We start from the raw sequence: 23,753 nt of genomic DNA, 5'->3' as shown, positions 1-23,753 counted from the left end.
ACCCCGTTTTTTGAGTGTTCGGCTCGTTATCGGGGTTTTGTTTTATCTAAAATACAACTTATTTGATTGATATGCAAGTGATTATTTACTTCTGAAAGTGCCTTATTAAAGCTGTAATCTTTTAAAAAAAACGGGGCGTATCATCTTGTAATGGACGGCCCCGTTTTTTTGTCCTGTATTATAATTTACGTACTGGCACGTCTTGTAAATCGTAAACCATATCAGACAGATTTACCTCAAACCATTCCTTAAACATTTTAAAGGTTCTTTTTTGAGGCCAATCTTTTTTATTTGTATGCCATTGATTAAGCTCCTTTATAAATAACTTATCAAACTTCTTCTTAAGCCATTTCTCTAAATCGTCTTCCTCATCACCCACCAAGTAAACGTTGGTTGAAAAATCTAAATAGCTATGCTGTGCTTCATTAGGATAAAGCCCATTTAACCAATTAAAAAAGGGTTGTTTCGCTTTTAGGACAATAGCGTTGCGGTCTATATAATTCTCTGTAAAATCACTTTCAGAGAGGTCGTTTTCAAACGAGTTTTGCAGCGCATCGATATATAATTCTTTAGTTTGGGTAACTACATCAATACTAAGGTTGTCGTTACCTTCTGTAATTTGGTAATCAACAATAAAATGATCGTAAGCTTTAAAATTAGAAAGCTTATGTGTTATCATCTTTTTTAACAAAATAGTGTCCTGCCCTACATCGGAATCAGAACTTAAAATATTGTCAAATTCCTCGCTAGAAAGTATCAAACTCATATTAGCCAAGTTCCATGCATTAATGGTAAATTCAGAAATATCTTCTATATGCAGGTCTTCTGGAAAATCCTTTTTAAAATGTGCTAAAAAAGTACCGATTAGTTTTGAATAGTCTACCTCTCCTTTTGGGTTAGTGTTCTGGTCGTTAAATAAATGTATTACTTTATTTTTCATGTGTTATTCCTTTTAATTTATAATGGCACCGAGAGCCATCCAAGTGCTTTGTTCAAAAATAGAAATATCAATGCTTATTTTAGGAACATGAACGCAATAGTTGTCAACATCTTATTCTTAAAACAAAAACACCTGTTAGGTTTAAAGCCCAACAGGTGTTTTTTATTTATAAAAGCTATTTTCTAGATATTGGCGGCTAACCAGTCCCCTACTTCTTTTGTTCCGTAAGCTTTACCCTTATCGGCCAAGTCTTCGGTTACAATACCTTCAGATAATGCTTTGTTTACAGCATCTCTAATAGCTTGGCCTTCTTCTGGTAAGTTAAAAGCTGTTTCAAACATCATGGCAGCAGATAAAACCGTTGCCATTGGATTGGCTATATTTTTACCAGTTGCTTGTGGGTAAGATCCATGGATCGGTTCAAATAAAGCGATGTCTGCACCCATAGATGCCGATGGCATTAAGCCCATAGATCCTGATATAACAGAAGCTTCATCCGTTAAGATGTCTCCAAATAAGTTTTCCGTAATCAATACATCATAACTATTTGGCCACTGCACCAAACGCATGGCTACAGCATCAACAAACTCATAAGACACCGTTACTTCTGGATAATCTTTTTCCATAGCCTGAACCGTCTCTCTCCATAAACGAGAGGTTTCCATAACGTTGGCTTTATCCACACAACATAATTTTTTAGAACGGGTCATGGCCAATTCAAAACCTTTTTTAGCTAAACGCTGTACCTCTGCTCTGGTGTACACACAGTTATCGAAAGCCGTTTCACCGCCATCTCTTCTGCCTTTTTCACCAAAATAAATACCACCGGTCAATTCACGTAAAAACACCAAATCTGTACCTTCTATACGCTCTCTTTTTAATGGAGATTTGTCTATTAAAGACGGAAAGGTAAAGGTTGGCCTTACATTAGCAAACAAGCCTAATTTTTTACGCATTTTTAACAAACCTTGCTCTGGGCGTACCGGTGCAGAAGGATCATTGTCATATTTTGGATGGCCAATAGCGCCAAACAAAACAGCATCAGCATTTTTACAGATCTCGTGTGTAGCATCTGGGTAAGGATCACCAACAGCATCAATAGCTGCAGCTCCTGTTAATGCAGGTTTCCATGTAATCTCGTGTCCAAATTTCTTGGCAACAGCATCACTTACTTTTACGGCTTGATCGATTACTTCTGGTCCAATGCCATCTCCGGCTAAAAGGGCTATGTTAAATTTCATTTTTTTTTAATTTTTAGTCTTTAATATTTTAAATGTTCTGTATACTTATTATTTCTTGGGCGTTTCCCTGCTTTACCCTTCGTCTTCGCTCAGGGCAATTGGGTCGGGCTTTCACTACTCGCTTCCTCCTAAGGTCGGCGAGCTCAAACAAGCCGTTCAATCCCTAACGCAAATCGTGCGATATTGGTCCTTTCGCCTTCAAATTTAATTAATAATAATATTTAGCATTTTCTCTGTGGCTTTAATTGCCGAAACCGTTTGATCAGAATCTAAACCACGTGTTGTAAATTTCTTTTCTGGACTTTTCCAGGTAATTATGGTCTCACACAACGCATCCGAACGGCTACCTGGAGGTATTCTAACCGCGTAATCGATCAAATCGGGCAAGATCATTTTCTTTTTTCTAAAAACACTTCTTATCGCATTCATAAAAGCATCAAACTGCCCATCTCCTTGAGAGTTTTCTTCAAAAGTTTCATCATTAATCGTAATGGAAACTGTTGTAGAGGGTTTTAAGCCTTTGGCATGTGTTAGTACATAAGAATTAACCTTAACCTTTTCCTCGTAGGTGTAATCTAAAACGTCCGATATAATGTAAGGTAAATCCTCTTTGGTAACCACTTGCTTTTTATCACCAAGTTCGATAATACGCTGGGTTACTTTTTTTAGATCGTCATCATCCAATTGAAGTCCTAACTCCTGCAAATTCTTTTGGATATTGGCTTTTCCAGAAGCTTTCCCCAAGGCATATTTTCGGGTCCTACCAAAACGCTCAGGCAATAGGTCGCTAAAGTAAAGGTTCTTCTTATTATCCCCATCCGCATGTATTCCAGCGGTTTGCGTAAATACATTAGCACCAATAATCGGTTTGTTGGCAGGAATCATAACACCAGAAAAATTCTCCACTAACTTGCTAACGGTATATAATACTTTTTCATTTACACCAATTTTAATATGGGGCATAAAATCGTTTAGTGCAGCAATAGTACTGGCCATAGGAGCATTTCCGGCACGTTCGCCCATACCGTTTATAGTAAGGTGCAAGCCGTTTGCTCCAGCTCTTACAGCCTCCATAACATTCGCAACACCCAAATCGTAATCATTATGGGCATGAAAATCGAAATGTAAATTCGGGTATTTCGTCTTTATTTCTGCTAAAAATTCGAAAGACTCTTTTGGTGTTAAAACACCCAAGGTATCAGGAAGCATAACCCGCTTAATGGGTTGTGTGCTTAAGAAATCTAAAAATTCAAAAACATAAGCTTTTGAATTTCGCATGCCATTGCTCCAGTCTTCTAAATAGATGTTGGTTTCAATACCATGTTGGGTTGCTAAAATGATGTTTTCTGAGATATCATTAAAATGCTCTTCTGATGTCTTTTTAAGCTGATGCATTAAGTGATTCAAAGAGCCTTTAGAAAGCAGGTTTTGGACTTTCGCCCCAGCTTTCACCATCCAATCGATAGAAACGCCCTTATCGATAAAGGTTAAGACTTCAACTTTGTTCAAATAATCATGCTCTGAAGCCCAATCGGTAACATCTCTTACCGCTTCAAACTCCCCTTCAGACACCCGTGCCGATGCAATTTCAATGCGATCAACCTTTAGCTCTTCTAATAAAAGTTTGGCTATTGTTAATTTTTCGGAAGCAGAAAACGACACGCCCGAGGTCTGTTCACCATCGCGCAATGTCGTATCCATAATTTCTAATCGTCTTGTAGTCGTACCCATTTACATTAATAGACCACTTGCAAAAGATTCGATTTCTCCTTTTATGTTTTGAAGGTAATCAATATCATCAAAACCATTCAACATGTTTTCTTTTTTGTAACTGTTGATTTCAAAAGATTCTTGATCGCCAGTTGAAAGTATCGTGATGGTTTGCTCTTCAAGTTTTACTTCAAGTTCTGTATTAGGGTCTTTGTAGATTTCCTCAAATATTTTTTCTGCAAATTCTGGACTCACCTGAACCGGAAGTACCCCCACATTTAAACAGTTGTTTCTAAAGATATCTGCAAAAAAACTAGACACCACGCAACGGAAACCATAATCGTAAACCGCCCATGCTGCATGTTCTCTAGAAGAACCAGAACCAAAGTTCTTACCTCCTACTAGAATTTTTCCAGAATAAATAGGGTTGTTCAGTACGAAGTCCTCTTTTGGAGAATTATCATTATTATATCTCCAATCTCGGAATAAGTTATCGCCAAATCCTTCACGCTTTGTCGCTTTTAAGAAACGGGCAGGAATTATTTGATCGGTATCTACATTTTCTAACGGTAAAGGCACCGCAGTACTTTTTAATATATTGAATTTATCGTAAGCCATTATTTTGTTTTTTGATGTTTAATCGTTGATTTCTTTAAAAAAACACAAAGATTATAATAAGTCTCTTGGGTCGGTTACCACTCCTGTTACTGCAGCAGCAGCTGCAACAAGTGGGCTGGCAAGTAAGGTTCTAGAACCTGGTCCTTGGCGGCCTTCAAAGTTTCTGTTAGAGGTACTTACTGCATACTTTCCAGCAGGAACTTTATCGTCGTTCATTGCCAAACAAGCCGAACATCCAGGTTGTCTTAAAACAAAACCAGCTTCAGTAAGAATATCTAAAATACCTTCTTCTTTAATTTTGTCTTCAACTTCATGAGACCCCGGTACTAACCAAGCGGTTACATTATCTGCTTTCTTTCTTCCTTTTACAATGGTTGCAAAAGCTCTAAAATCTTCAATTCTACCATTGGTACAACTTCCTAAAAAGACATAGTCTATTTTTTTACCGATCATAGCCTCATCTTCATCATAGCCCATATAGTCCAAAGACTTTTTATAGGTTGCAACACCACCTTCAACATCTGCGGCATTAGGGATGTTTTTAGAAATACCCATACCCATTCCTGGATTGGTTCCGTAGGTAATCATCGGTTCAATCTCACTAGCACTAAAGGTAACTTCTTTATCAAAAGTAGCGCCTTCTTCTGTTTTTAATGTTTTCCAGTGCTCTAAAGCCTTATCCCAATCTGCTCCTTTTGGAGATAATGGTTTGTCTTTTAAATAAGCAAAAGTCGTCTCATCTGGTGCAATCATACCACCACGCGCCCCCATTTCAATAGAAAGGTTACACACGGTCATACGGCCTTCCATAGTCATGTTTCTAAAAACATCTCCAGCATATTCTACAAAGTATCCTGTAGCACCAGAAGTGGATAATTTTGAAATAATAAATAATGCGACATCTTTAGGCGTTACGCCTTTTCCTAATTGCCCATTTACATTAATGCGCATTTTCTTAGGTTTTGCTTGCATGATACACTGGGTAGAAAGCACCATTTCTACTTCTGATGTCCCAATACCAAATGCAATAGCACCAAAAGCACCATGTGTAGAGGTATGAGAATCTCCACATACAATAGTAGCGCCAGGAAAAGTAATACCGTTTTCAGGTCCTATAACGTGTACAATACCATTCTTTCTGTGGCCTAAACCCCAGTGACTAATACCGTACTCGGCTGAATTATCTTCTAAAGTTTTTAATTGAAGTGCAGATAATGGATCTTCAACAGGTAAATGCTGGTTGATAGTTGGCGTGTTGTGATCTGCAGTAGCATAGGTACGCTCTGGGTATAACACTTTTAAACCTCTGCTTTTTAATCCAAGAAAAGCCACAGGACTTGTAACTTCGTGAATAAAATGACGGTCTATAAAAAATACATCAGGACCTCCTTCAATTTTACGTACAACATGTGAATCCCACACCTTATCAAACAATGTCTTACTCATAAATATTCTATTTAATTTTAAATTTTTTTGGTAAATGTTTTTAGACTCAAAAACATGAGTTTCCAAAAGAGATGCGAATTTACGAAAAACTCTTATTTTTATCATCATTTAATAGTTGTTAAGCCTTATAAGCTTGTATTTTTATAAGATTGATAACGGAATTGATGAATACCGATTTTTTTTCAATGGATAGTGTTAATTGTTAACATTTTTTAATCGGCATAGCTTCTAAAATAGGGTTTCTTGTACGTTTTCATTGGGGATCTTTAAATTACTACCTAAGGTTTGATTGAGTTTTTTTATAAAATATGCCGAAAGCAATGGCGACTCACTTTCTATGTGTTGGTGGACAAAAAAATCAATTTCTTTAATTCCTTGTAATTTCCAGTGGTTTAAACGATCTATCCAAGTGTCTAAACGCGTAAAATCGGATGGATGGTTGGCCCCGACAAAACGCACAAATGCGGTGGAGTTTGTAAGGCGCATATGTAGTAAATCACGCCTTCCCAAGGTGTCTACAATCCCATTGGCAATGTGATGGGCTTCAAAAAGTTGATATAAATCTTTCGAAACAGCTTCGTCTTGAAACCAATCGCCATGCCTAAACTCTACTGCTAAGGGAATCGCTTTTGGCCATTCTTCAATAAACCTTACTACGCTATCGAAATCCTTTGGAGCAAAATTAGCATGCATTTGTAAAAACACCGTGCCTAACTTGTCTTTTAAATTAGACGCATTGTACAGATAGTGATCGACAACAGCTTTGGTATTGTTTAAACGTCTCCAATGACTAATTTCTTGATTTAATTTTGGAAAAAACTTAAAACCACGAGGGGTCTTGTCGTGCCAAAGCGCAAACTGTTCCGCAGAAAAAATACGATAAAAAGGCGCATTAAACTCAAGAGCATTAAATTGTGATGCATAATAAGCTAATTCATCTTTTGTGCCTTTTGGATAAAACCCTTTTAAATCGGTTCTGTTCCATTTTGCCCTTCCTACGTAAATTTTAAGAGCTTTGTTATCAAGGTTTTCATCTTTTAAATTCGCTAAGACTTTTTTGGTGCCTCTATGGTCTGGGGGTAAGCTAAGATCCATATGTTGAGGGGTTTTAACGCTTCCGAATTTCATGTTTATTAAAAAATTAAGAATTAAAAATAACAAGTTTTTCTATCATGCCATAGCTATACAACTGGGGTGGATAAAAGCAACTTCTTGTTTTGCACCGCAAAACAAATGCCGTTAAAGATATAAAAAACGATGCATGTTAATAACCCCGTTAACAATTATAACGGGTTATGCTTTTACAAGGTGTAGAAATCCTGTATGTTTATTAAAAACTAGATTATGGACACAAGACAGGATTACCTTAAAAAGATTCGCCCTCATATTACTTCTGCAAAAACGCACGATATGATGAGTAGCGAAGAGCGCTTTCAAAATTTAGTATTGCGTCCTATTATTAAATTTCAATCGGATTTATTAGTTGCTGTTTTTAAAAACTACATTACAAAACACAAAAACATATATTATGAGTATCCCTTAGAAAAACGTATGGATTATATTGAAAATGCGATTCAGAAAGACATCAAATTTCGCAATGCATTGAAAGGCACGATTATTGGCCTTTTTACCGTAGCGGAATATCAGATGTATATTGAAAATGCATCAGCCTTAAATAAGCGTATGATGCAAATTATTAAAGAGCGTTTAATAAGCTGTATCCAACTTTTAGAAAACCCAGAATTTTCTTCGGTAATTTAATATATTTATACAGAAGACACACCATTTAAGTCCGTTGTTAAAACATCGCTCATATAATTGAGGTACGGTCGCATAATTTTAAATGCCGCATTAATATGCTCAATAAAATCGGGCTGCAGAACGGCTTCGTCTGTAAATTTTTTAGTGAATACAAACTGTTTTTTTCGAATCAAATCTATAGATTGGTGATCTTTATTAAAGCCTCGGGGTGCGGTTTTTAAAGATTCGCCTTGCAACTCGCCCCAAGTGTTTTTAAAGAGTTTTGCACTTAGGATGTCCCGAATTTCAGTATCATCCCTCTCGAATTCCTTACGTATTCTCAATAAATCTTCCTTATTGGGTTCCCAAAACCCTGTTGCTATAAACGATTCGTTATTTGGTTGTATATGAAGGTAATAACTCCCTCTTAACTTGGGTTTTCTGCGATGGATTGCACCGCCAAAATGGGTTTTGTAGGGCGCTTTATTCTTTGAAAAACGCACGTCTCTATAAATTCTGAACATTTTAACTTTATCAACATCGTCATGTGTTTTCAAGTTTTCAAACACCGTATGATAAACTTCCTTTACTTGGGCTTCAATAGCTTTAAATTCGGTTTTGCGATCATTGAACCAATCGCGGTCGTTATTTTTTTTTACTTTATCTAAAAACTCTAAAGCCTCTTTAGGTATGGGTGTAGCCATTTTTTTTATTTTAAAAATACAGAAAAGTCTCGTAAAATTACGAGACTTGTAAAAGGTAATAACATTCTAAACTACTGTTTTATAGTGTACGTTTTAGTTTCGATTTGTTGTGAGTCCGTATTGTAATACTCTACCACAAGGTTTCCTTGAGTGTCAAAAAAACCAATACCCGTATGTTCTTTATCATTAACAATATAGTGGTCTTTGGAACTCGAAAACCAAGCCGTACCAAATTTTGTGAAGCTGTTGTTATCATTTTCAGAAGCCATGTCAAAGCCAGTTTTGTTTGGTGTGAACATGTAGTTGTCATTTCCAATTTTATAATAAACCACTTGTGTTAAGCTATCATAATCGTAATCATCATCATGGTCCACTAAAACAGTTTTTTCTACTTTAGCTTCAGAACTGAGGCGTTCTTGATTCGTTTTGTTTTCATCATCTGGATTTAATAATATGTCGGCCTCTTCCCTAATAATAACTTTTACTTTTTTCTCGATAATTTTTTCACCATCGTTTATTTTGATGATTTTAGTTTCAGTTTCCTGTTTAACTTCTTTCGGTTTTTGCTGGGCTACAACACCTACCGATAACAAAAATATTGCAATACCTACTAGATTTCTCATGTGTTTGTTTTTTATATTAATAAAAGAATAGAATCCTGTTTATATCAACAGTGCAAAGTTCGGTATAAGCACCGTATTCTGCATTATATCTTTACGCTTTATAGTTGTATAATTCACATTATTAAAAGTATTTTCTAGAAAGCTTTACGGATGTGAAGGTTTTATTCAAATTCAATGGCATTAAGTATCAATCCAGATGCAGGAGCTATATAATCCATCTTTATGGTACTGCCTGGCAATAAGCTAGACGTAATATCGTCTAGTGTTAGTTTTCCTTTTCCTAAATCTACCAGCGTCCCTATCATTAAGCGTATTTGATTTCGCATAAATCCCTTGGCTTTCACCCTTAAGATATAGGAGGTCTCTGGGAAATAATTAGCTGTGTAGATGGTATTTTCTGTAAGTTCGCAGAGTAGGATTTCTCGATTGTAAATACCCGTATCGCTAGGTTTGTAGCAATAGGATTTATAATAATGTTCTCCTTGAAATAATGCAGCGCCTTCCTTCATGAGGGTGATATCTAAATCGTCTAAAAAAGTCGTCATGATCGGCGCACAAAAAGGATGGTTTTTTTGTCCGAAAGAAAATAGATAAAGATATTCTTTAACTTTAGAATGGTTGATGATATTAAACGTTTCATCTACCTCACGAATATCCATGGCACGTATATCCTGCGGCAAATTATAATTAAACAATTCTAAAAAAGCAGATGGATCTGATAATGGTTCGTGTAAAAACAATTCAAATGCAGCGTTTTCAGCAGAAACCATAGCGTCGGTACGTCCAGAACTAAGACTCTTAAAATATTTGCCTTCCATAATATAGTTCAAGGTTCTATCCACCATTAAGTGTAAGGTTTTTACCGAAGGTTGTTTTTGCCAACCATGAAAACGATACCCCAGATACTGGAGGTTTATGACGTAGAAATATTTTTTCATTACTAATTACTTTAAAAATAAAGATAACCCATAATAAAATCTGATTTATGGGAAATAGACTTAACTCTATCGTTAAAACGAAGTGTTTCGCGATATTTAAGCGAATATATATAAAATATAAGATGTCTACGCGCCTATGGGCTTTGTATTAACGTTTTTAGACGAGGTTTACCTGTCTGGTATTTTATTAACCATTAGAACCTTGTATTAATTTGTTTTTTTTGCATTAAAAAGAAACTGTTTAGAGTTAATAAAATATAAAAAACGATTTGTAGTGTTTTTATTTGCATTTTATAGGATTTTAACTGTTAAATATTTAATAAAATTGAATACATTTGGTTTTCCAGTTTGGATAACCAATATGTGTCGAATTAAAAATTTACCTGTTTATTAATATAATGAAAGTAAACACTTATATCGTTTTAAAAAAACCTACTTATACTATAGGGCTTAAAAGAAGCTCGAATAGATTTAAGCATATACAAGTATGCTTGCCCTTAATAATTGTATTTAGATAGACTAAACTAACTTTTAAAAACAACAAACATGAACTTATTTAAATTTAAACAAACAGCAAATTTAGCATTTGCTATAGCAACACTCTTTCTTGTAAGCTGTTCCAAAGAACACGTAAACGATGATGTTTTACAAGTAGACAAGAGTGACGATGTTGAAACAGGAGTGCTATCGAAATCGTCAAAATCGGTGAAATTAAATATCTCTAGTGCTTCAGCAAGTACTTCCCACTCCTCCTACCCAGCGTCTAAAGCCATTGATGGGTCCACAGCTTCTACAAGTAGATGGTCTGGAGACGGCGTTGGTACCACGTTTATTGTAGATTTAGGATCCACAGCCTTAATCGATTATCTTAAAATATTTTGGTATGCATCAGACAGAACATATCAATTTAAAGTGTATACCAGTGCCTCTTCTTCCGGGGGATGGACTTTGGTTGGCACCAAATCCAGTAGCGCGACGAATGCTTTTGAAGAGTTTGACATCACGAATTCTACTGGGCGCTATATTAGATTGGTCTGTAATGGAAACAATGTTAATAATTGGAATAACATTGTTGAGTTTGAAGCTTGGGGTACAGGAGACTCAACAGCACCACCTAGCGGATCCAGCGCTAGCTCAATATTAAATCTTGCTAACTGGAAATTGAACGCTTACTCTGGTACTTTAAATGTTAACAGTAGCAATAACGGATTAAGCTATGTAGATAACGCGTCTAAAAACGATAATACAAGTTGGTTTTATGGCTCTAATGGGTATGCTTATTTTAAAACCTATCCAGGAAATCCTACAAGTGGAGGCAGCTCCAACCCTCGTACAGAATTACGAGAAATGAACGGTAGCAGTGAAATCTATTGGGATGGAACGACAAGCACCGAGCGTTCTATGAAATGGAAGTTTAGAATTGATAATTTACCGCCTTCAGGAAAACTTTGTTTTGGACAAATTCATGAAAAAGACGACTCCTTTGATGATATTATCCGTGTACAATGTCAAGGCAGTGGGGGCCAAACAACCGGTTCAATCGACCTAAGGATTCTTGGTTATGTTACCGAAACATTAGAAGGTGAAGGCAAAACAATTAATTTTAACTTTAACATGAGAACCGAGTACTATTTCGAATTAGCAATGAAAAATAGTGTTGTGAAATTATACGAGCTAAACTCAAGCGGTAGCAGGGTTCAAACCTTATACACGTCAGGGAATGTAGGAAATGCAGATGAGAATTACTTTAAAGCAGGATGCTATTTACAATCTACATCTAGCAGTCATTCCAGCTCAAGCGTTTACGGTTTAGTAGGTATTAAAACCTTAACTATAAATTAATAAAGGGTCTATCTAAATACAATAAGAAAAGCAGGAGAAAAACTCCTGCTTTTTTTTTAAACATGAAGCAGTTTTATAAAGCAATCGAGCGCTTATTTGTGCCTGCTTTTTAATTCTTGCTCAATATCTTTTAAAGTAAATCCTTTGGCTTGTAACAGCATTAAATAATGAAATAGTAAATCGGCAGATTCATATAAAAATAAGTCGTCGTTATCATCCATCGCCTCAATAACAGTTTCTACTGCCTCCTCACCTACTTTCTGCGCTATTTTATTGATCCCTTTTGAAAAAAGACTCGCTACATACGATGTATTGGTATCTTTATTGGCAACGCGTTCTGTAATCACATCTTCTAAAGTCGAGAAAAAGCCGTAGGTAGATGTATTGACTTCTTTCCAACAGGTATCTGTTCCGGTGTGGCACGTAGGGCCTACAGGGTGTACTTGAATAAGCAGTGAATCATTATCACAATCATTTTTTATATCTACCAAATTTAAAATGTTACCACTTTCCTCTCCTTTGGTCCATAAGCGTTGTTTGCTTCGGCTATAAAATGTAACGCGTTTGGTTTCTAATGTTTTTTCGTATGCTGCGGCATTCATATAGCCTAACATCAAAACTTTTTTAGTTACGGCATCTTGAATAATTGCAGGAACGAGTCCGTTTGAATCGTATTTAATAGTCATGATTTAATATTTATGTGATACTGAAAGCTCCATAAAGTAATGGAAACAGCATATAAACTAAAGGCGTACCTCTATATTGTTTTCTTTTAATTCTTTTTTTAGATCAGGAATAGCGATTTCACCAAAATGGAACACACTAGCAGCCAAAGCAGCATCTGCTTTGCCTTCCTTAAAGGTGTCTATAAAATGTTGAACGTTACCTGCGCCCCCAGAAGCTATTATGGGAATATTGAGTAAACTGGAGAGTTTAGCCAAAGCCTTATTGGCAAACCCGTTTTTGGTTCCATCATGATCCATGGAGGTGAATAAAATTTCACCAGCGCCACGGGTCTCCACTTCTTTTGCCCACTCAAATAAATCGATATCCGTTGGGATGCTTCCACCCGCTAAGTGTACTTTCCATTGGCCATTAATTTGCTTTGCATCAATAGCCACAACAATACATTGATTTCCAAATTTATCTGACAATTCATTGATCAACTCAGGTCTTTTAACGGCCGAGGAGTTTATAGACACCTTGTCTGCACCACATTTTAAAAGCGCATCTACATCTTCTATAGAAGCGATTCCACCACCTACGGTAAAAGGGATGTTAACCTGCTCTGCCACACGTAAAACCATGTCCAACATAGTTGTGCGTCCTTCCAGGGTTGCAGAAATGTCTAAAAACACCAATTCATCAGCGCCAATATCTGCGTATTGTTTCGCCAATTCTACGGGGTCGCCAGCATCTCTTAGATCCACAAAATTAACGCCTTTTACGGTACGTCCGTTTTTAACGTCTAAACAGGGTATGATTCGTTTTGTTAACATATATTGTATTTCTATTAAGGGGTTTTCTTCGTTATTATCATAATAACCATAGAAAGAAAATGATTTAAATAAATTTCTCTAATTGCTTTAAGGTGATTCTATTTTCATAAATAGCTTTACCTATAATAACGCCTTCACATCCAATTTCCTTTAAAATAGGCAATTCATCGATTATAGAGATACCACCAGAAGCAATCAGTTTAATGGATTGGTCGCTACTGCTATTACTGCACTCTGCTATAATTTTTTTATACAAATCTACCGATGGTCCTTCAAGCATACCGTCTTTAGAAATATCGGTGCAAATAACATAACGTATGCTTTTCTTTTGATATCCTTTAATAAATGGAATTAACTCTTGGTCGCTCTGCTCCGTCCAACCGCTTATGGCAATCTTACCATCATCGCTATCGGCACCCAATATGATTTTTGAAGCCCCATATTTAGAAATCCAGCCTTCAAAGGTTTTAGGGTCCTTAACAGCAATACTGCCTCCTGTAATTTGTTTTGCTCCAGAATTAAAGGCGATATGTAAATCTTCATTTGCTTTTAAGCCACCACCAAAATCGATTTTTAAGCTTGTTTTAGACGAGATTTGTTCTAATACTTTATAATTAACAATATGCTGTGCTTTAGCTCCATCTAAATCGACCAAGTGTAAATATTCAATTCCCGAATCTTCAAATGCTTTGGCAACCTCTAAAGGGCTTTCATTGTAAATCTTTTTGGTGCCATAATCACCTTTGGTCAAACGAACACATTTCCCGTCTATAATATCTATTGCTGGTATAATTCTCATGCTTTAATATTAAATGTTAACGATTAGGATTTTAAATGCTAATTAGGTTTTAACTTGCTTAACGGTATTAATGGAAGCCACAGTTTTTTATGGGCAACACGTTTTACTTCTTATTAAAACTGAAGCATATTCAGCATTAAAAAGAAGTATGGTCTTAATATTGATAATCAATAAACACTTTTATTAGCATTTTTTCCTCAATTATTTTTATTTATTTATAAAATCACTATTGAAGCTATTCTTTAGGAGTTCATGTTTTTAAATATCTAGATTTAAAAAATTCTTCAATATTTTTTCACCAGCTAAACTACTCTTTTCTGGATGAAATTGAACCCCATAGAAATTATTATGCTGCAAAGCAGACGCGTAATTAATGCCATAATCTGTTTTTGCTATACTCTGTGCACAGTGTTCGGCATAATAACTGTGTACCAAATACATGTACTCATTCTCTTTGATATCTTTAAATAAATCCGATTTCAAATCCTTTATCGTGTTCCATCCCATTTGTGGTACTTTTACAGAATTTGAAAAACGTTTTACTTTAGTATCAAAAATGCCAAGGCCTTTTGTATTTCCTTCCTCTGTAAACTCACACAACAATTGCATACCCAAACAAATGCCTAGCACGGGCTGCGTTAGTTTAGGTATTAGGATATCTAAACCGCTTTCTTTTAACATATGCATGGCCGTACTCGCCTCGCCTACACCTGGAAAGATAATTTTATCGGCCTTAAGTATTTCTTCTGGATTATTTGATAATATAGCCTGAACACCTAGGCGTTTAAAAGCAAATTGAATGCTTTTAATGTTTCCTGCACCATAATTGATAATTACAATTTTCAAATGATTTTTTGTTTTTTTGATTTACATTGGTATATAACCGTGTAAACCTGGATTATTTGCTTTTACAGCATTCCTTTAGTACTGGGCAATATCATTTTTTCGATATCACGTTTTACTGCCATTTTGATAGCTTTGGCAAAAACTTTAAATATGGCTTCAATTTTATGGTGTTCATTAACACCTTCTGCTTTAATATTCAAATTACATTTGGCACCATCGGTAAATGATTTAAAGAAATGGTAAAACATTTCCGTAGGCATTTTACCTACCATTTCACGTTTAAAATCGGCTTCCCAAACCAGCCAATTTCTACCTCCAAAATCAATAGCCGCTTGCGCATAGCAATCGTCCATAGGTAAACAGAAGCCATAACGTTCAATACCTAATTTGTTTCCTAAAAGGGAATTGAACAATTCGCCTAAAGTAATAGCAGTATCTTCAATGGTATGATGCTCGTCCACCTCTAAATCTCCTATTACTTTAATATCTAAATCGATCTGTCCGTGGCGGGCAATTTGATCTAACATATGATCAAAAAAGGCAATACCGGTGTCAATATTACTTTTCCCTGTGCCATCTAGATTGAGGTGTATGCTTATTTTAGTTTCGTTAGTGTTTCTAGTGATGCTTCCCGAGCGTTCTTCTGCTTTTAAAAAGGCATAAATTTCTGACCAATCGGTAGTTTGCAATGCCACAAAATCTGCCAACTCATGATCTTCTACTAAACGGTCTTTAACCATCAATATTCCTTTGGCTCCTAAATTTTTAGCTAATGCGATATCTGTTAATCGATCGCCTATTACAAAGGAGTTTTCTAAATCATAATGTTCTGAAAAATACTCGGTTAGTAACGCTGTTCCTGGCTTTCTTGTAGGTGCATTATCTTCATCAAAAGTTCGGTCGATATGCTGTTTCTTAAACACAACACCCTCATCTTCAAAACTCTTAATAATAAAATTATGTACAGGCCAAAAGGTGTTTTCAGGAAAAGAATCGGTACCCAAACCATCTTGATTGGTAACCATTACCAGCTCGAAATCCAATTCTTGGGCGATTTTACTTAAATACTGAAAAACTTTAGGGTAAAACTCTAATTTCTCAAAACTATCCAGTTGATAATCAATAGGCGGTTCATTAACGATAGTACCATCGCGATCAATAAATAAAACTTTTTTCATATTAATTTTTATAAAAATCTACAAACTTAAACGGCTTGTAAAGCTACTAATGTTTTTATCAATTTTGTATTCTCCTCTAAAGTGCCAACAGTAAGCCTTAAAGCATTTTCACAACCCGGTTGCGTAGTACGGTTTCGTATAACAATACCTTTTTCTATAAGTTGCGTGTAGCGTTTATTGGCATCATCTACCTTTACCATAACGAAATTAGCGTCTGTAGGGTAAATTTTAGATATAAAATCTATCGATTTTAACTCTGTTATCAACAGATTTCGTTGTGCCTTTATTGCTTCTATTTCTTTAGCGACTTCCTCTTCCTTTTCAAGTCGTTCTATGGCGCGTAACTGGGTTAGTTCATTTACGTTGTATGGTGCTTTAATTCTATTTAAAACCGAAATAATGTCTGCAGAAGCATAACAAATACCTAATCGGATCCCAGCCATGCCATAGGCTTTTGAAAGGGTTTGCGTAATAACCAAATTAGGATATAAGGGTAGTTTTTCCAGCCAGCTTGCTTCATCTGAAAAATCGATATAGGCCTCATCGATTATCACTAAACCTTTAAAACGATTTAAAAGTGTTTCAATATCCGAAGTTTTAAAGCTGTTCCCAGACGGATTGTTTGGCGAACATAAAAAGAGTAGTTTACTGTTTTTATTTGCTACGGATAAAATCTCATCCACTTTAGGTTCGAAACGTTCTGATAAATTTACCTTGATACTATCTACGGCGTTTATATTTGCCAATACTTCGTACATGCCATACGTTGGGGGCAAGGTTATGATATTATCCTGATGGGGTTCACAAAAAGCCCTAAAAAGCAAGTCTAACACTTCGTCACTCCCATTTCCTAGAAGGATATTCTGTGTCGCCACGTTTTTTATTTTAGACAAAAGTAATTTTACGTTATGCTGCTGCGGATCAGGATATCTATTGACACCGTTTTGAAAAGGATTTTCATTGGCATCCAAAAAAACCATATCATCTGTAACACCTTGGAATTCATCTCTTGCAGACGAATACGGTTTTAATGCTTTTATATTTTGACGGATTAAATCTTGAATGTTCATCTTGCTTTTGCACGCTCCCAACAAGTATAAGAAGAGCTTTAGTGCCTCATTAAATTAGTAATTAAATATATCTTTTAGTCGAATTGAAACCGCATTTTTATGGGCTTCCAAGCCTTCTGCTGCTGCCATTAATTCAATAGCAGGTCCAATGTTTTTTAATCCTTCTTGTGTTATTTTTTGAAACGTCATACTTTTTAAAAAACTATCCAAATTTACCCCAGAATAAGCTTTTGCAAATCCATTTGTTGGAAGTGTATGGTTGGTTCCTGAAGCATAATCGCCAGCACTTTCTGGAGTGTAGTTCCCGATAAACACGGAGCCAGCATTAACAATGCCTTGCACATAAAAATCTTCATTTTCGCAACAAATGATAAAATGTTCAGGAGCATATTCATTAATCAAATCCAGTGCTACTACATCATGTTCCATATAAATCAACTTTGAATTGGCTATAGCTTTTTCTGCAATAGCACGGCGTGGAAGTGATTTTACTTGAATTTCAAGCGCTTCTGAAACCTTATGCAAAAAGTTTTTAGATGTAGATACCAATACGACCTGACTGTCTGTACCGTGCTCGGCTTGACTCAATAGGTCGGAGGCTACATAAGCAGCATTGGCAGTATCATCGGCCACAACTAACAATTCACTTGGTCCTGCTGGCATATCTATTGCGACCCCGAATTTAGTGGCAATTTGTTTTGCCACCGTAACAAATTGATTGCCCGGACCAAATATTTTATGGACTTGCGGAATGGTTTCTGTACCAAATGTAAGTCCGGCAATGGCCTGTATACCACCAACTTTAATAATTTTTGTAACACCGCAAAGTTTTGCAGCAAACAACATTTCGGGCGCTAAGTGGCCTTCTTTATTTGGAGGAGAACAGAGCACAATTTCTTTACATCCCGCTAGTTGTGCTGGTATTGCCAACATTAAAATAGTTGAGAATAAAGGTGCTGTACCTCCAGGAATGTATAATCCAACGTTTTGAATAGGGCGTTTTTCTTGCCAACACGTAACGCCTACCGCCGTTTCCACCTCTATTCTGGTGGTTTTTTGTGCGTGATGGAATGCTTCTATATTTTGTTTTGCAAGCCTTATGGCCTCTTGAAGTGCTATAGGGACATTTGCTGCTGCTGCATCAAGCTCATTAGACGTTATCGTATGGTTATCTAAAATCACGTTGTCAAAACGTTCGGTATATTTTGCGATGGCTTTATCTCCTTCTTTTCTTACGTCGCTAAAAACACGATTCACGATATCCTCAATGTCCCCAACTGTTTGTGTGGGTCTTTTTAAAATCTCAGACCATTGGTTTTTATTAGGGTTGTTTAATATTTGCATTTTATAAACCTGCTTATTTAATTAGATTCTTCGCTTCGCTCTGAATGACAAACTTCGCTCTGAATGACAAATTTCGCTAAGAATGGAAAACTTTAGCTTGAATTGTAAACGTCGCTCTGCATGATAAACTTTACCTAGAATGACAAACTTTGCTCTGCATGATAAACTTTATATTGCATTGCAAACCTTGTTCTAAGTGCAACATTCGTTTTTATATGATGAATTTCACATAAAGACTAGTTATAGCACCATTTTTTCAATGGGACAAACCAAAATGCCTTGTGCACCATTTGCTTTTAATTCATCAATGACATTCCAAAATTGATTTTTACTGATTACCGAGTGAACCGAGCTCCATCCCGCTTCTGCCAAAGGCAAAACCGTTGGGCTTTTCATGCCTGGCAATACATTGATAATATCTTGGATTTTATCATTGGGAGCGTTCAATAAAATATACTTGGACTCTCTTCCTTTTAAAACGGACTGAATCCTGAACAATATTCGATCTAAGATGGCTTGCTTTTCTTCACTTAATTTTGGTGAAACGGCTAAGACAGCCTCCGATTTTAAAATTGTCTCTACTTCTTTTAAATTGTTTTTAAAAAGCGTGCTTCCACTAGAAACAATATCGCAAATAACATCTGCGAGTCCGATACTTGGCGCTATTTCAACAGATCCATTAATAATATGAAGTTCTGCTTTTACCCCTTTCTTGTCTAAATAGTCTTGTACTGTATTAGGATAGGATGTCGCTATTCGTTTGCCCTCTAAATCTTGAACTCCCGAGTACTTCGCAGATTTAGGGATAGCGATACAAACTCTACATGATGAAAACCCCAGTTTTTCGGCAATTTTTATACCATTTCCATTTTCAATTAAAACGTTTTCTCCAATAATGGCTGCATCTACTACACCATCCTTTAAATATTGAGGGATATCGCCATTTCTTAAATAAAACACCTCTACTGGAAACCCTTTAGCCGAAGCTTTTAATTGGTCTTTGCCATTATCGATATAAATACCGATATCTTTTAAAATGGCCATGGAGTCTTCGTTTAGACGTCCCGATTTTTGTATTGCAATTCTTAATTTACTCATTGTCTTGTTTTTATGAGTTTGAAACAATCTACTCGGAATTAAAATTAAAAAAACCCGCTTGATTGTCTCAAACGGGTTTAAAATATATGTTGATTTTATTCAATACATTTTCACTTCGCTTGAGCGTAAACTTGAAAATGATGATGATGTGATTGAATAAAGCTCATGGTCTTTTTTAATTTATGCAAATATCTGTAATTTATGTTTAAATTCCCAGAAAAAAACATAAAATTTATATATAAACGTATTAATTTATTGATTTCCTAAAATTAAAGGCATACCATTTTTACCAGAACCAATAACGATAACTTTACTATTAGGCGATTCCGATAGTTTAACTGTAGCATCTATACCTTTGTCTTGTAGGATTTTATCAGTTAAAGAGGCGCTTAAAATTCTATTAGATTCTGCTTTACCTTCCGCTTCTATAATTACTTTTTGAGCTTCTTTTGCAGCAGTAACCAATCTAAATTCATATTCTAAAGATTCTTGCTCTTGCTTTAATTTGCGTTCAATAGCGTCTTTAATCGTTGGTGGCAAGGTTACATCACGAACTAAAACCTCATTGATCTGGATGTATTGATCTTCAACTATTTTTTTTGTTTCTTCAAAAATTTCCTGCTGAATAGCATCCCGTTTACTAGAATATAATTGCTCTGGAGTATATCGTCCCACAACACTTCTTGCTGCAGATCGAATAGCGGGAAGCAAGACGCGCTCTTTATACATCTCACTCTTCTCTTGATGTAACTTTCCTAAATTTTTATAATCTGGTTGAAACCAAACAGATGCTTCTAATCTAATATCAAGTCCGTTAGAAGATAAAGCAGTCATTTTTTCTGGAATTTCTTGTTGTCTAACATCATAGATAAACACAGTGTTCCATGGCGCTACAATATGAAAGCCTTCGCCCATTGGGGGTTGGTCTGTAACAACACCATTGTCAAAGGTTTTATATAGCACTCCTGCTTGGCCAGAACCAATGGTTACAGCAGATTTGGTAAGTAAAACAAGCAGTATTACTGCAACAATAATAAAAGGTAAGGCAATTTTAGGTATTTTTTCCATAAATGTATTTTGTTAATTGACAAATATAAGCTATTTATATAGTTTTTATACCATTAAAACGGTATAATGATGATGTTTAAATGTGTGTTAATGTAGCTGTATTTGAGTATTTAATTTGTACTTTTAAGCTACAAAATTCACACAAAAACATGAGTAAAATGAATACCATTATCGTTGCTTCAGATTTCTCCCAAGAAGCTAAAAACGCCACTGAATACGCCATTGGAATAGCAAAAAAAACAGGCGCTAAGTTAGTTGTTTTCAACCTATATATTGTGTCCGTTCATGCGGTACACGCGAGGCTGCCCTATAAGAGCATTTTACAATCCATAGATGCTGCAAAAACCAAAGTAGAAAACCGTGTTCAAAAGCTTTCTGAAACCCATGGTATTGATATCACAGCCGATTTTGCAATGGGTAATTTCTTTAATCAATTAAAACGCGCAATTAAGGAACATCATGCTGAAATGGTGGTTATGGGCATGCATGTTAAAACCCTGGATGGCGATTTATTGGGCAGTACCACTTCTGAAGCCATTCATAAAATCAAAATTCCTATTTTGGCAGTACCGCTTAAAGCCAAATTTAAGGGGGTGACTAAAATATTGTTTGCATGTGATCTTAATAGAGGGGTTAACGATGCCATTTTAAATAGAATAAAGCAAACTACACGAAAATTTAATTCTGAATTAAATGTTTTTCATGTTAACGATAAGGTGTCAAGTTTAGAAAGTAATACAGAACTTCTAGAACCTTTAGAAGAAGTCTCTTATTTTTATAAAAGTGTTCAATCTGAAGCTGTTATAGAAGAAATAAAGAAAGAATTATTAGCGTACCAGCCCGATATATTAATTATGGTTCCCTTTGAATATGGGTTTTGGTCGTCATTGATCCACAAAAGCAAAACACGGATGATGTCTTCTGGCTTAGATATGCCGTTATTATCCATTCATGCCTAGTACACTGGTATGAAACGTTTTTAAGAACGCTTTAAATCAAGCCGTTATATTTTCTTAAAAACCATTCTAGAGATAAGCTTAAAGCTATTATAAAGAGCAAATATTTCCAATCAATTAAGGACGTGTTGCTCTTTTGGCTTTTTTGAATGGTTTGGAACCGACTGTCGTTTATTAAGTCGTTTTCTAGACTTTCTGTTCGGGCAATAAAATAAGACGTGCCTTGGCTGCTCATTGCTAATTGTTGTAGTTTAGATACATTCGCATTCAAAAATTGCTGCTCCGCATTATAATCTAAAATATGGAAGGTTCCAGATTTTGAAATATTCCCCTGTTCTGCAACAACTCTAAAGTGATATTGGGAGGCGGGTAAATTGCTTAAATCGACTTGATAAGCGTTATTTTTAAGAACAAATGAAAAAGATTTCTCTGTTTTCGAAAGCTCGTCCTTAACGTAAATCGTGAGCCGCTCTCTTGCATCAAACACATAGTTTTTATCGAATACTTGCGCCTCCATCATCACGCTTTGATTACCATTATACGAGGCCTCGTATGTTATATTTAATCTATCGCGTTGCTTGCTAGATGCCAAGTATTGGATAAGGTTTTCTATAAAACGATCAAAATTAGCGAACGATTTGGTGTTTACAAAACTCTGTGCACGCCATTGCCAAATATTTTCGCCAAGCAAGAGGCCTTCCCTTTTTCCATTTATTTCAAATGTTGCCCATAGAGGCTCGGTTGTGGAAACTGTATTAACTTTTTTATTTAAAAGGGTTTCATAGGCTGATGAAAACAAAACGGCTCCATAATTTGATTTTAATGGTGGAAAAGACTCAAAGTCTAAGTTTTCAAGTAGAAATGGAGCATAATTTATATTGCGCTCGGCTTGAAAATCTTCTGTTTGATTTGTGATTTCAAATTGATAGTGTTCTGAAATCCTATTTAAAAAGTGCAAATCGGTTTTAGTCGCTGCGACGGTTAAACTATTTGTTTTTTGATTGTTTAAAGCACTCATCAAATTCTCGAATGATGGGTTTGGCTGGTACAAAATAAACAATTGAAACTCCTGTAGTTTTTCAAGAGCCTCTTGAGGCTTAACAATAGTAACGGCGCGCTGCTCGTTGCTTTCAATACTTTTTTTAAACATCCCGAGGTCTGGATGTAAAAGAGTGCTAACAAGCGCTATTTTGGTTTTCTGATCGATTACTTCAACAGCAAAATTTTTAGTGTTATTTACCGTGTTTTTTTCATTGGAAACGGGTTGCAATACCGCTTTATAAGTACGGACTCCAGCTTGATTAGCGGGCAAGCTTAGGTTTAGTATTTCAGAGTTTTTCGTTTTTGAAAAATGGATGGTTTTGTTATAAATTTTCGTGTTGCCTAAATATATTTCAAAAGCCGTGTGCACTTCACTGTTCCCACTATAAGACAATAGCGCTTCTACAGGAAACTCATTCTTTAAATAGGCGTATTTATTAACGTTTAATTGCTGTATTTTTAAATCGGTATACGTAATGGTATCGCCTAAAATTACAGGATATAGGGGTTGATTATAGGTTTTCGCCGCAATACTATAGTCGTTTCCATAGGTTTGGTTACCGTCACTTATAAAAACAGTTGGGGCAATGGTGGTGTTGTAGACTTGTGAGAGTTGACTAAAGAGTTTATCAATATGGGTCTCTCGTTCAGAAAAAGTAAGGGTATCGGTGTTAAGGACTTTTTTTCCGAAGGAATAAAAGGCGATATCAAATTTTTCTTTTAGTGCAGCATTATTTTTTAAACGCTTAACCAAGTCCAAAACATGGTGGTCCTGTTTTAAATACTTTACAGAACTTGAATTATCAATGGCAATAACCAAATTAGGTTTTTCATTATAAAGCTTAAGTTGCTCAAATTTCGGATTGATTAACAGTACAAAAATGCTAAATAACGTTGCAAACCTTAAAAAAACAAACACCTTAGTTAAGGTTTGATGTCCTTTTGATTTATATTTATACTGAAAAAGCGCTATAAATAGCGCTAATATTCCAGCAATTATAATATATATAAGCGTTTCTAATGGCATGATGCATAAAGCTTCTATTAATGAA

The 23,753-nt window shown here is 35.7% G+C and carries 22 protein-coding genes; 3 read left to right on the top strand and 19 right to left on the bottom strand.

The genetic code is table 11. The features are described 5' to 3' along the window. Positions 1-178 precede the first annotated feature (178 nt). From ACFFU9_RS13280 to ACFFU9_RS13255, 6 genes are all read right to left on the bottom strand, one after another. The gene (locus ACFFU9_RS13280) at positions 179-940 is read right to left on the bottom strand and encodes a hypothetical protein (protein WP_379861964.1); all 762 of its coding nucleotides are present in this window, start codon (positions 938-940) and stop codon (positions 179-181) included. A gap of 182 nt (positions 941-1,122) precedes the next feature. After that, positions 1,123-2,181 carry a 3-isopropylmalate dehydrogenase gene (gene leuB, locus ACFFU9_RS13275; protein WP_379861963.1) on the bottom strand — a complete coding sequence of 353 codons (1,059 nt, stop codon included), beginning with the start codon at positions 2,179-2,181 and terminating at the stop codon, positions 1,123-1,125. 204 nt (positions 2,182-2,385) lie between these two features. After that, positions 2,386-3,912, bottom strand: coding sequence for a hydroxymethylglutaryl-CoA lyase-like TIM-barrel protein (locus ACFFU9_RS13270; protein WP_379861962.1), 1,527 nt, complete (start codon positions 3,910-3,912; stop codon positions 2,386-2,388). Beyond that, complete coding sequence (gene leuD / locus ACFFU9_RS13265; protein ID WP_379861961.1) at positions 3,913-4,509, bottom strand: 3-isopropylmalate dehydratase small subunit; 597 nt, start codon at positions 4,507-4,509, stop codon at positions 3,913-3,915. Positions 4,510-4,560: 51 nt separating this feature from the next. Further along, positions 4,561-5,955 (bottom strand): 3-isopropylmalate dehydratase large subunit, encoded by a 1,395-nt coding sequence (leuC, locus tag ACFFU9_RS13260; protein WP_379861960.1) that lies wholly within the window; start codon positions 5,953-5,955, stop codon positions 4,561-4,563. Positions 5,956-6,183: 228 nt separating this feature from the next. Continuing rightward, positions 6,184-7,083, bottom strand: coding sequence for a DUF72 domain-containing protein (locus ACFFU9_RS13255; protein ID WP_379861959.1), 900 nt, complete (start codon positions 7,081-7,083; stop codon positions 6,184-6,186). A 216-nt stretch (positions 7,084-7,299) separates the two neighbouring features. Here ACFFU9_RS13255 and ACFFU9_RS13250 point away from each other — a divergent pair, with 216 nt between their 5' ends. Further along, positions 7,300-7,716, top strand: coding sequence for a glyoxalase (locus tag ACFFU9_RS13250; protein ID WP_379861958.1), 417 nt, complete (start codon positions 7,300-7,302; stop codon positions 7,714-7,716). A gap of 5 nt (positions 7,717-7,721) precedes the next feature. Here the strand turns inward: ACFFU9_RS13250 and ACFFU9_RS13245 are convergent, their stop codons facing one another. From ACFFU9_RS13245 to ACFFU9_RS13235, 3 genes are all read right to left on the bottom strand, one after another. Beyond that, positions 7,722-8,399 carry a DUF2461 domain-containing protein gene (locus ACFFU9_RS13245; protein ID WP_379861957.1) on the bottom strand — a complete coding sequence of 226 codons (678 nt, stop codon included), beginning with the start codon at positions 8,397-8,399 and terminating at the stop codon, positions 7,722-7,724. Positions 8,400-8,470: 71 nt separating this feature from the next. Then, entirely contained in the window at positions 8,471-9,022 is a 552-nt protein-coding gene (locus ACFFU9_RS13240) for a hypothetical protein (protein ID WP_379861955.1), read from the bottom strand. A 161-nt stretch (positions 9,023-9,183) separates the two neighbouring features. Next, positions 9,184-9,960 (bottom strand): tRNA pseudouridine synthase A, encoded by a 777-nt coding sequence (locus tag ACFFU9_RS13235; protein WP_379861953.1) that lies wholly within the window; start codon positions 9,958-9,960, stop codon positions 9,184-9,186. 546 nt (positions 9,961-10,506) lie between these two features. Here ACFFU9_RS13235 and ACFFU9_RS13230 point away from each other — a divergent pair. Continuing rightward, a complete protein-coding gene (locus ACFFU9_RS13230) occupies positions 10,507-11,802 on the top strand; it encodes a polysaccharide lyase family 7 protein (protein WP_379861951.1) in 1,296 nt (431 codons plus the stop codon). 92 nt (positions 11,803-11,894) lie between these two features. Here ACFFU9_RS13230 and hisIE read toward each other — a convergent pair whose 3' ends face one another. The 9 genes from hisIE to ACFFU9_RS13185 all read right to left on the bottom strand — a co-directional run bounded on the left by hisIE (position 11,895) and on the right by ACFFU9_RS13185 (position 20,704). Then, positions 11,895-12,488 (bottom strand): bifunctional phosphoribosyl-AMP cyclohydrolase/phosphoribosyl-ATP diphosphatase HisIE, encoded by a 594-nt coding sequence (gene hisIE / locus ACFFU9_RS13225; RefSeq protein ID WP_379861950.1) that lies wholly within the window; start codon positions 12,486-12,488, stop codon positions 11,895-11,897. A gap of 57 nt (positions 12,489-12,545) precedes the next feature. Then, entirely contained in the window at positions 12,546-13,301 is a 756-nt protein-coding gene (gene hisF, locus ACFFU9_RS13220) for an imidazole glycerol phosphate synthase subunit HisF (RefSeq protein WP_379861948.1), read from the bottom strand. Positions 13,302-13,365: 64 nt separating this feature from the next. Next, positions 13,366-14,100, bottom strand: a complete 735-nt coding sequence (gene hisA / locus ACFFU9_RS13215) for a 1-(5-phosphoribosyl)-5-[(5-phosphoribosylamino)methylideneamino]imidazole-4-carboxamide isomerase (protein WP_379861946.1) — start codon at positions 14,098-14,100, stop codon at positions 13,366-13,368. Positions 14,101-14,358: 258 nt separating this feature from the next. Beyond that, positions 14,359-14,946 (bottom strand): imidazole glycerol phosphate synthase subunit HisH, encoded by a 588-nt coding sequence (hisH, locus tag ACFFU9_RS13210; RefSeq protein ID WP_379861944.1) that lies wholly within the window; start codon positions 14,944-14,946, stop codon positions 14,359-14,361. A gap of 62 nt (positions 14,947-15,008) precedes the next feature. Next, positions 15,009-16,124, bottom strand: coding sequence for a bifunctional histidinol-phosphatase/imidazoleglycerol-phosphate dehydratase HisB (gene hisB / locus ACFFU9_RS13205; RefSeq protein ID WP_379861943.1), 1,116 nt, complete (start codon positions 16,122-16,124; stop codon positions 15,009-15,011). A gap of 26 nt (positions 16,125-16,150) precedes the next feature. Further along, the gene (gene hisC / locus ACFFU9_RS13200) at positions 16,151-17,194 is read right to left on the bottom strand and encodes a histidinol-phosphate transaminase (protein ID WP_379861942.1); all 1,044 of its coding nucleotides are present in this window, start codon (positions 17,192-17,194) and stop codon (positions 16,151-16,153) included. 54 nt (positions 17,195-17,248) lie between these two features. After that, positions 17,249-18,538 carry a histidinol dehydrogenase gene (gene hisD, locus ACFFU9_RS13195; protein WP_379861941.1) on the bottom strand — a complete coding sequence of 430 codons (1,290 nt, stop codon included), beginning with the start codon at positions 18,536-18,538 and terminating at the stop codon, positions 17,249-17,251. 240 nt (positions 18,539-18,778) lie between these two features. Next, positions 18,779-19,636, bottom strand: a complete 858-nt coding sequence (gene hisG, locus ACFFU9_RS13190; RefSeq protein WP_379861940.1) for an ATP phosphoribosyltransferase — start codon at positions 19,634-19,636, stop codon at positions 18,779-18,781. A 252-nt stretch (positions 19,637-19,888) separates the two neighbouring features. Further along, positions 19,889-20,704, bottom strand: coding sequence for a prohibitin family protein (locus tag ACFFU9_RS13185; protein WP_379861939.1), 816 nt, complete (start codon positions 20,702-20,704; stop codon positions 19,889-19,891). 158 nt (positions 20,705-20,862) lie between these two features. Here ACFFU9_RS13185 and ACFFU9_RS13180 point away from each other — a divergent pair, with 158 nt between their 5' ends. Next, positions 20,863-21,663, top strand: coding sequence for a universal stress protein (locus ACFFU9_RS13180; RefSeq protein ID WP_379861938.1), 801 nt, complete (start codon positions 20,863-20,865; stop codon positions 21,661-21,663). A 31-nt stretch (positions 21,664-21,694) separates the two neighbouring features. On the opposite strand, the gene ACFFU9_RS13175 is transcribed toward ACFFU9_RS13180, so the two are convergent. Beyond that, positions 21,695-23,728, bottom strand: coding sequence for a VWA domain-containing protein (locus ACFFU9_RS13175; protein ID WP_379861937.1), 2,034 nt, complete (start codon positions 23,726-23,728; stop codon positions 21,695-21,697). Between the last annotated feature and the right edge of the window lie 25 nt (positions 23,729-23,753).

This window comes from Mariniflexile ostreae, assembly GCF_042427585.1.
GTDB classification, from domain to species: domain Bacteria; phylum Bacteroidota; class Bacteroidia; order Flavobacteriales; family Flavobacteriaceae; genus Pseudalgibacter; species Pseudalgibacter ostreae.
The sequence above is the reverse complement of the archived record's forward strand: the minus strand, read 5'-3'. Positions and strand labels throughout refer to the sequence as shown.

Excerpts from the sequence above, each read along its gene's own strand:
- ACFFU9_RS13280 (WP_379861964.1), bottom strand. The coding sequence starts at position 940 with ATGAAAAATAAAGTAATACATTTATTTAACGACCAGAACACTAACCCA.
- leuB (WP_379861963.1), bottom strand. The coding sequence starts at position 2,181 with ATGAAATTTAACATAGCCCTTTTAGCCGGAGATGGCATTGGACCAGAA.
- ACFFU9_RS13270 (WP_379861962.1), bottom strand. The coding sequence starts at position 3,912 with ATGGGTACGACTACAAGACGATTAGAAATTATGGATACGACATTGCGC.
- leuD (WP_379861961.1), bottom strand. The coding sequence starts at position 4,509 with ATGGCTTACGATAAATTCAATATATTAAAAAGTACTGCGGTGCCTTTA.
- leuC (WP_379861960.1), bottom strand. The coding sequence starts at position 5,955 with ATGAGTAAGACATTGTTTGATAAGGTGTGGGATTCACATGTTGTACGT.
- ACFFU9_RS13255 (WP_379861959.1), bottom strand. The coding sequence starts at position 7,083 with ATGAAATTCGGAAGCGTTAAAACCCCTCAACATATGGATCTTAGCTTA.
- ACFFU9_RS13250 (WP_379861958.1), top strand. The coding sequence starts at position 7,300 with ATGGACACAAGACAGGATTACCTTAAAAAGATTCGCCCTCATATTACT.
- ACFFU9_RS13245 (WP_379861957.1), bottom strand. The coding sequence starts at position 8,399 with ATGGCTACACCCATACCTAAAGAGGCTTTAGAGTTTTTAGATAAAGTA.
- ACFFU9_RS13240 (WP_379861955.1), bottom strand. The coding sequence starts at position 9,022 with ATGAGAAATCTAGTAGGTATTGCAATATTTTTGTTATCGGTAGGTGTT.
- ACFFU9_RS13235 (WP_379861953.1), bottom strand. The coding sequence starts at position 9,960 with ATGAAAAAATATTTCTACGTCATAAACCTCCAGTATCTGGGGTATCGT.
- ACFFU9_RS13230 (WP_379861951.1), top strand. The coding sequence starts at position 10,507 with ATGAACTTATTTAAATTTAAACAAACAGCAAATTTAGCATTTGCTATA.
- hisIE (WP_379861950.1), bottom strand. The coding sequence starts at position 12,488 with ATGACTATTAAATACGATTCAAACGGACTCGTTCCTGCAATTATTCAA.
- hisF (WP_379861948.1), bottom strand. The coding sequence starts at position 13,301 with ATGTTAACAAAACGAATCATACCCTGTTTAGACGTTAAAAACGGACGT.
- hisA (WP_379861946.1), bottom strand. The coding sequence starts at position 14,100 with ATGAGAATTATACCAGCAATAGATATTATAGACGGGAAATGTGTTCGT.
- hisB (WP_379861943.1), bottom strand. The coding sequence starts at position 16,124 with ATGAAAAAAGTTTTATTTATTGATCGCGATGGTACTATCGTTAATGAA.
- hisC (WP_379861942.1), bottom strand. The coding sequence starts at position 17,194 with ATGAACATTCAAGATTTAATCCGTCAAAATATAAAAGCATTAAAACCG.
- hisD (WP_379861941.1), bottom strand. The coding sequence starts at position 18,538 with ATGCAAATATTAAACAACCCTAATAAAAACCAATGGTCTGAGATTTTA.
- hisG (WP_379861940.1), bottom strand. The coding sequence starts at position 19,636 with ATGAGTAAATTAAGAATTGCAATACAAAAATCGGGACGTCTAAACGAA.
- ACFFU9_RS13185 (WP_379861939.1), bottom strand. The coding sequence starts at position 20,704 with ATGGAAAAAATACCTAAAATTGCCTTACCTTTTATTATTGTTGCAGTA.
- ACFFU9_RS13180 (WP_379861938.1), top strand. The coding sequence starts at position 20,863 with ATGAATACCATTATCGTTGCTTCAGATTTCTCCCAAGAAGCTAAAAAC.
- ACFFU9_RS13175 (WP_379861937.1), bottom strand. The coding sequence starts at position 23,728 with ATGCCATTAGAAACGCTTATATATATTATAATTGCTGGAATATTAGCG.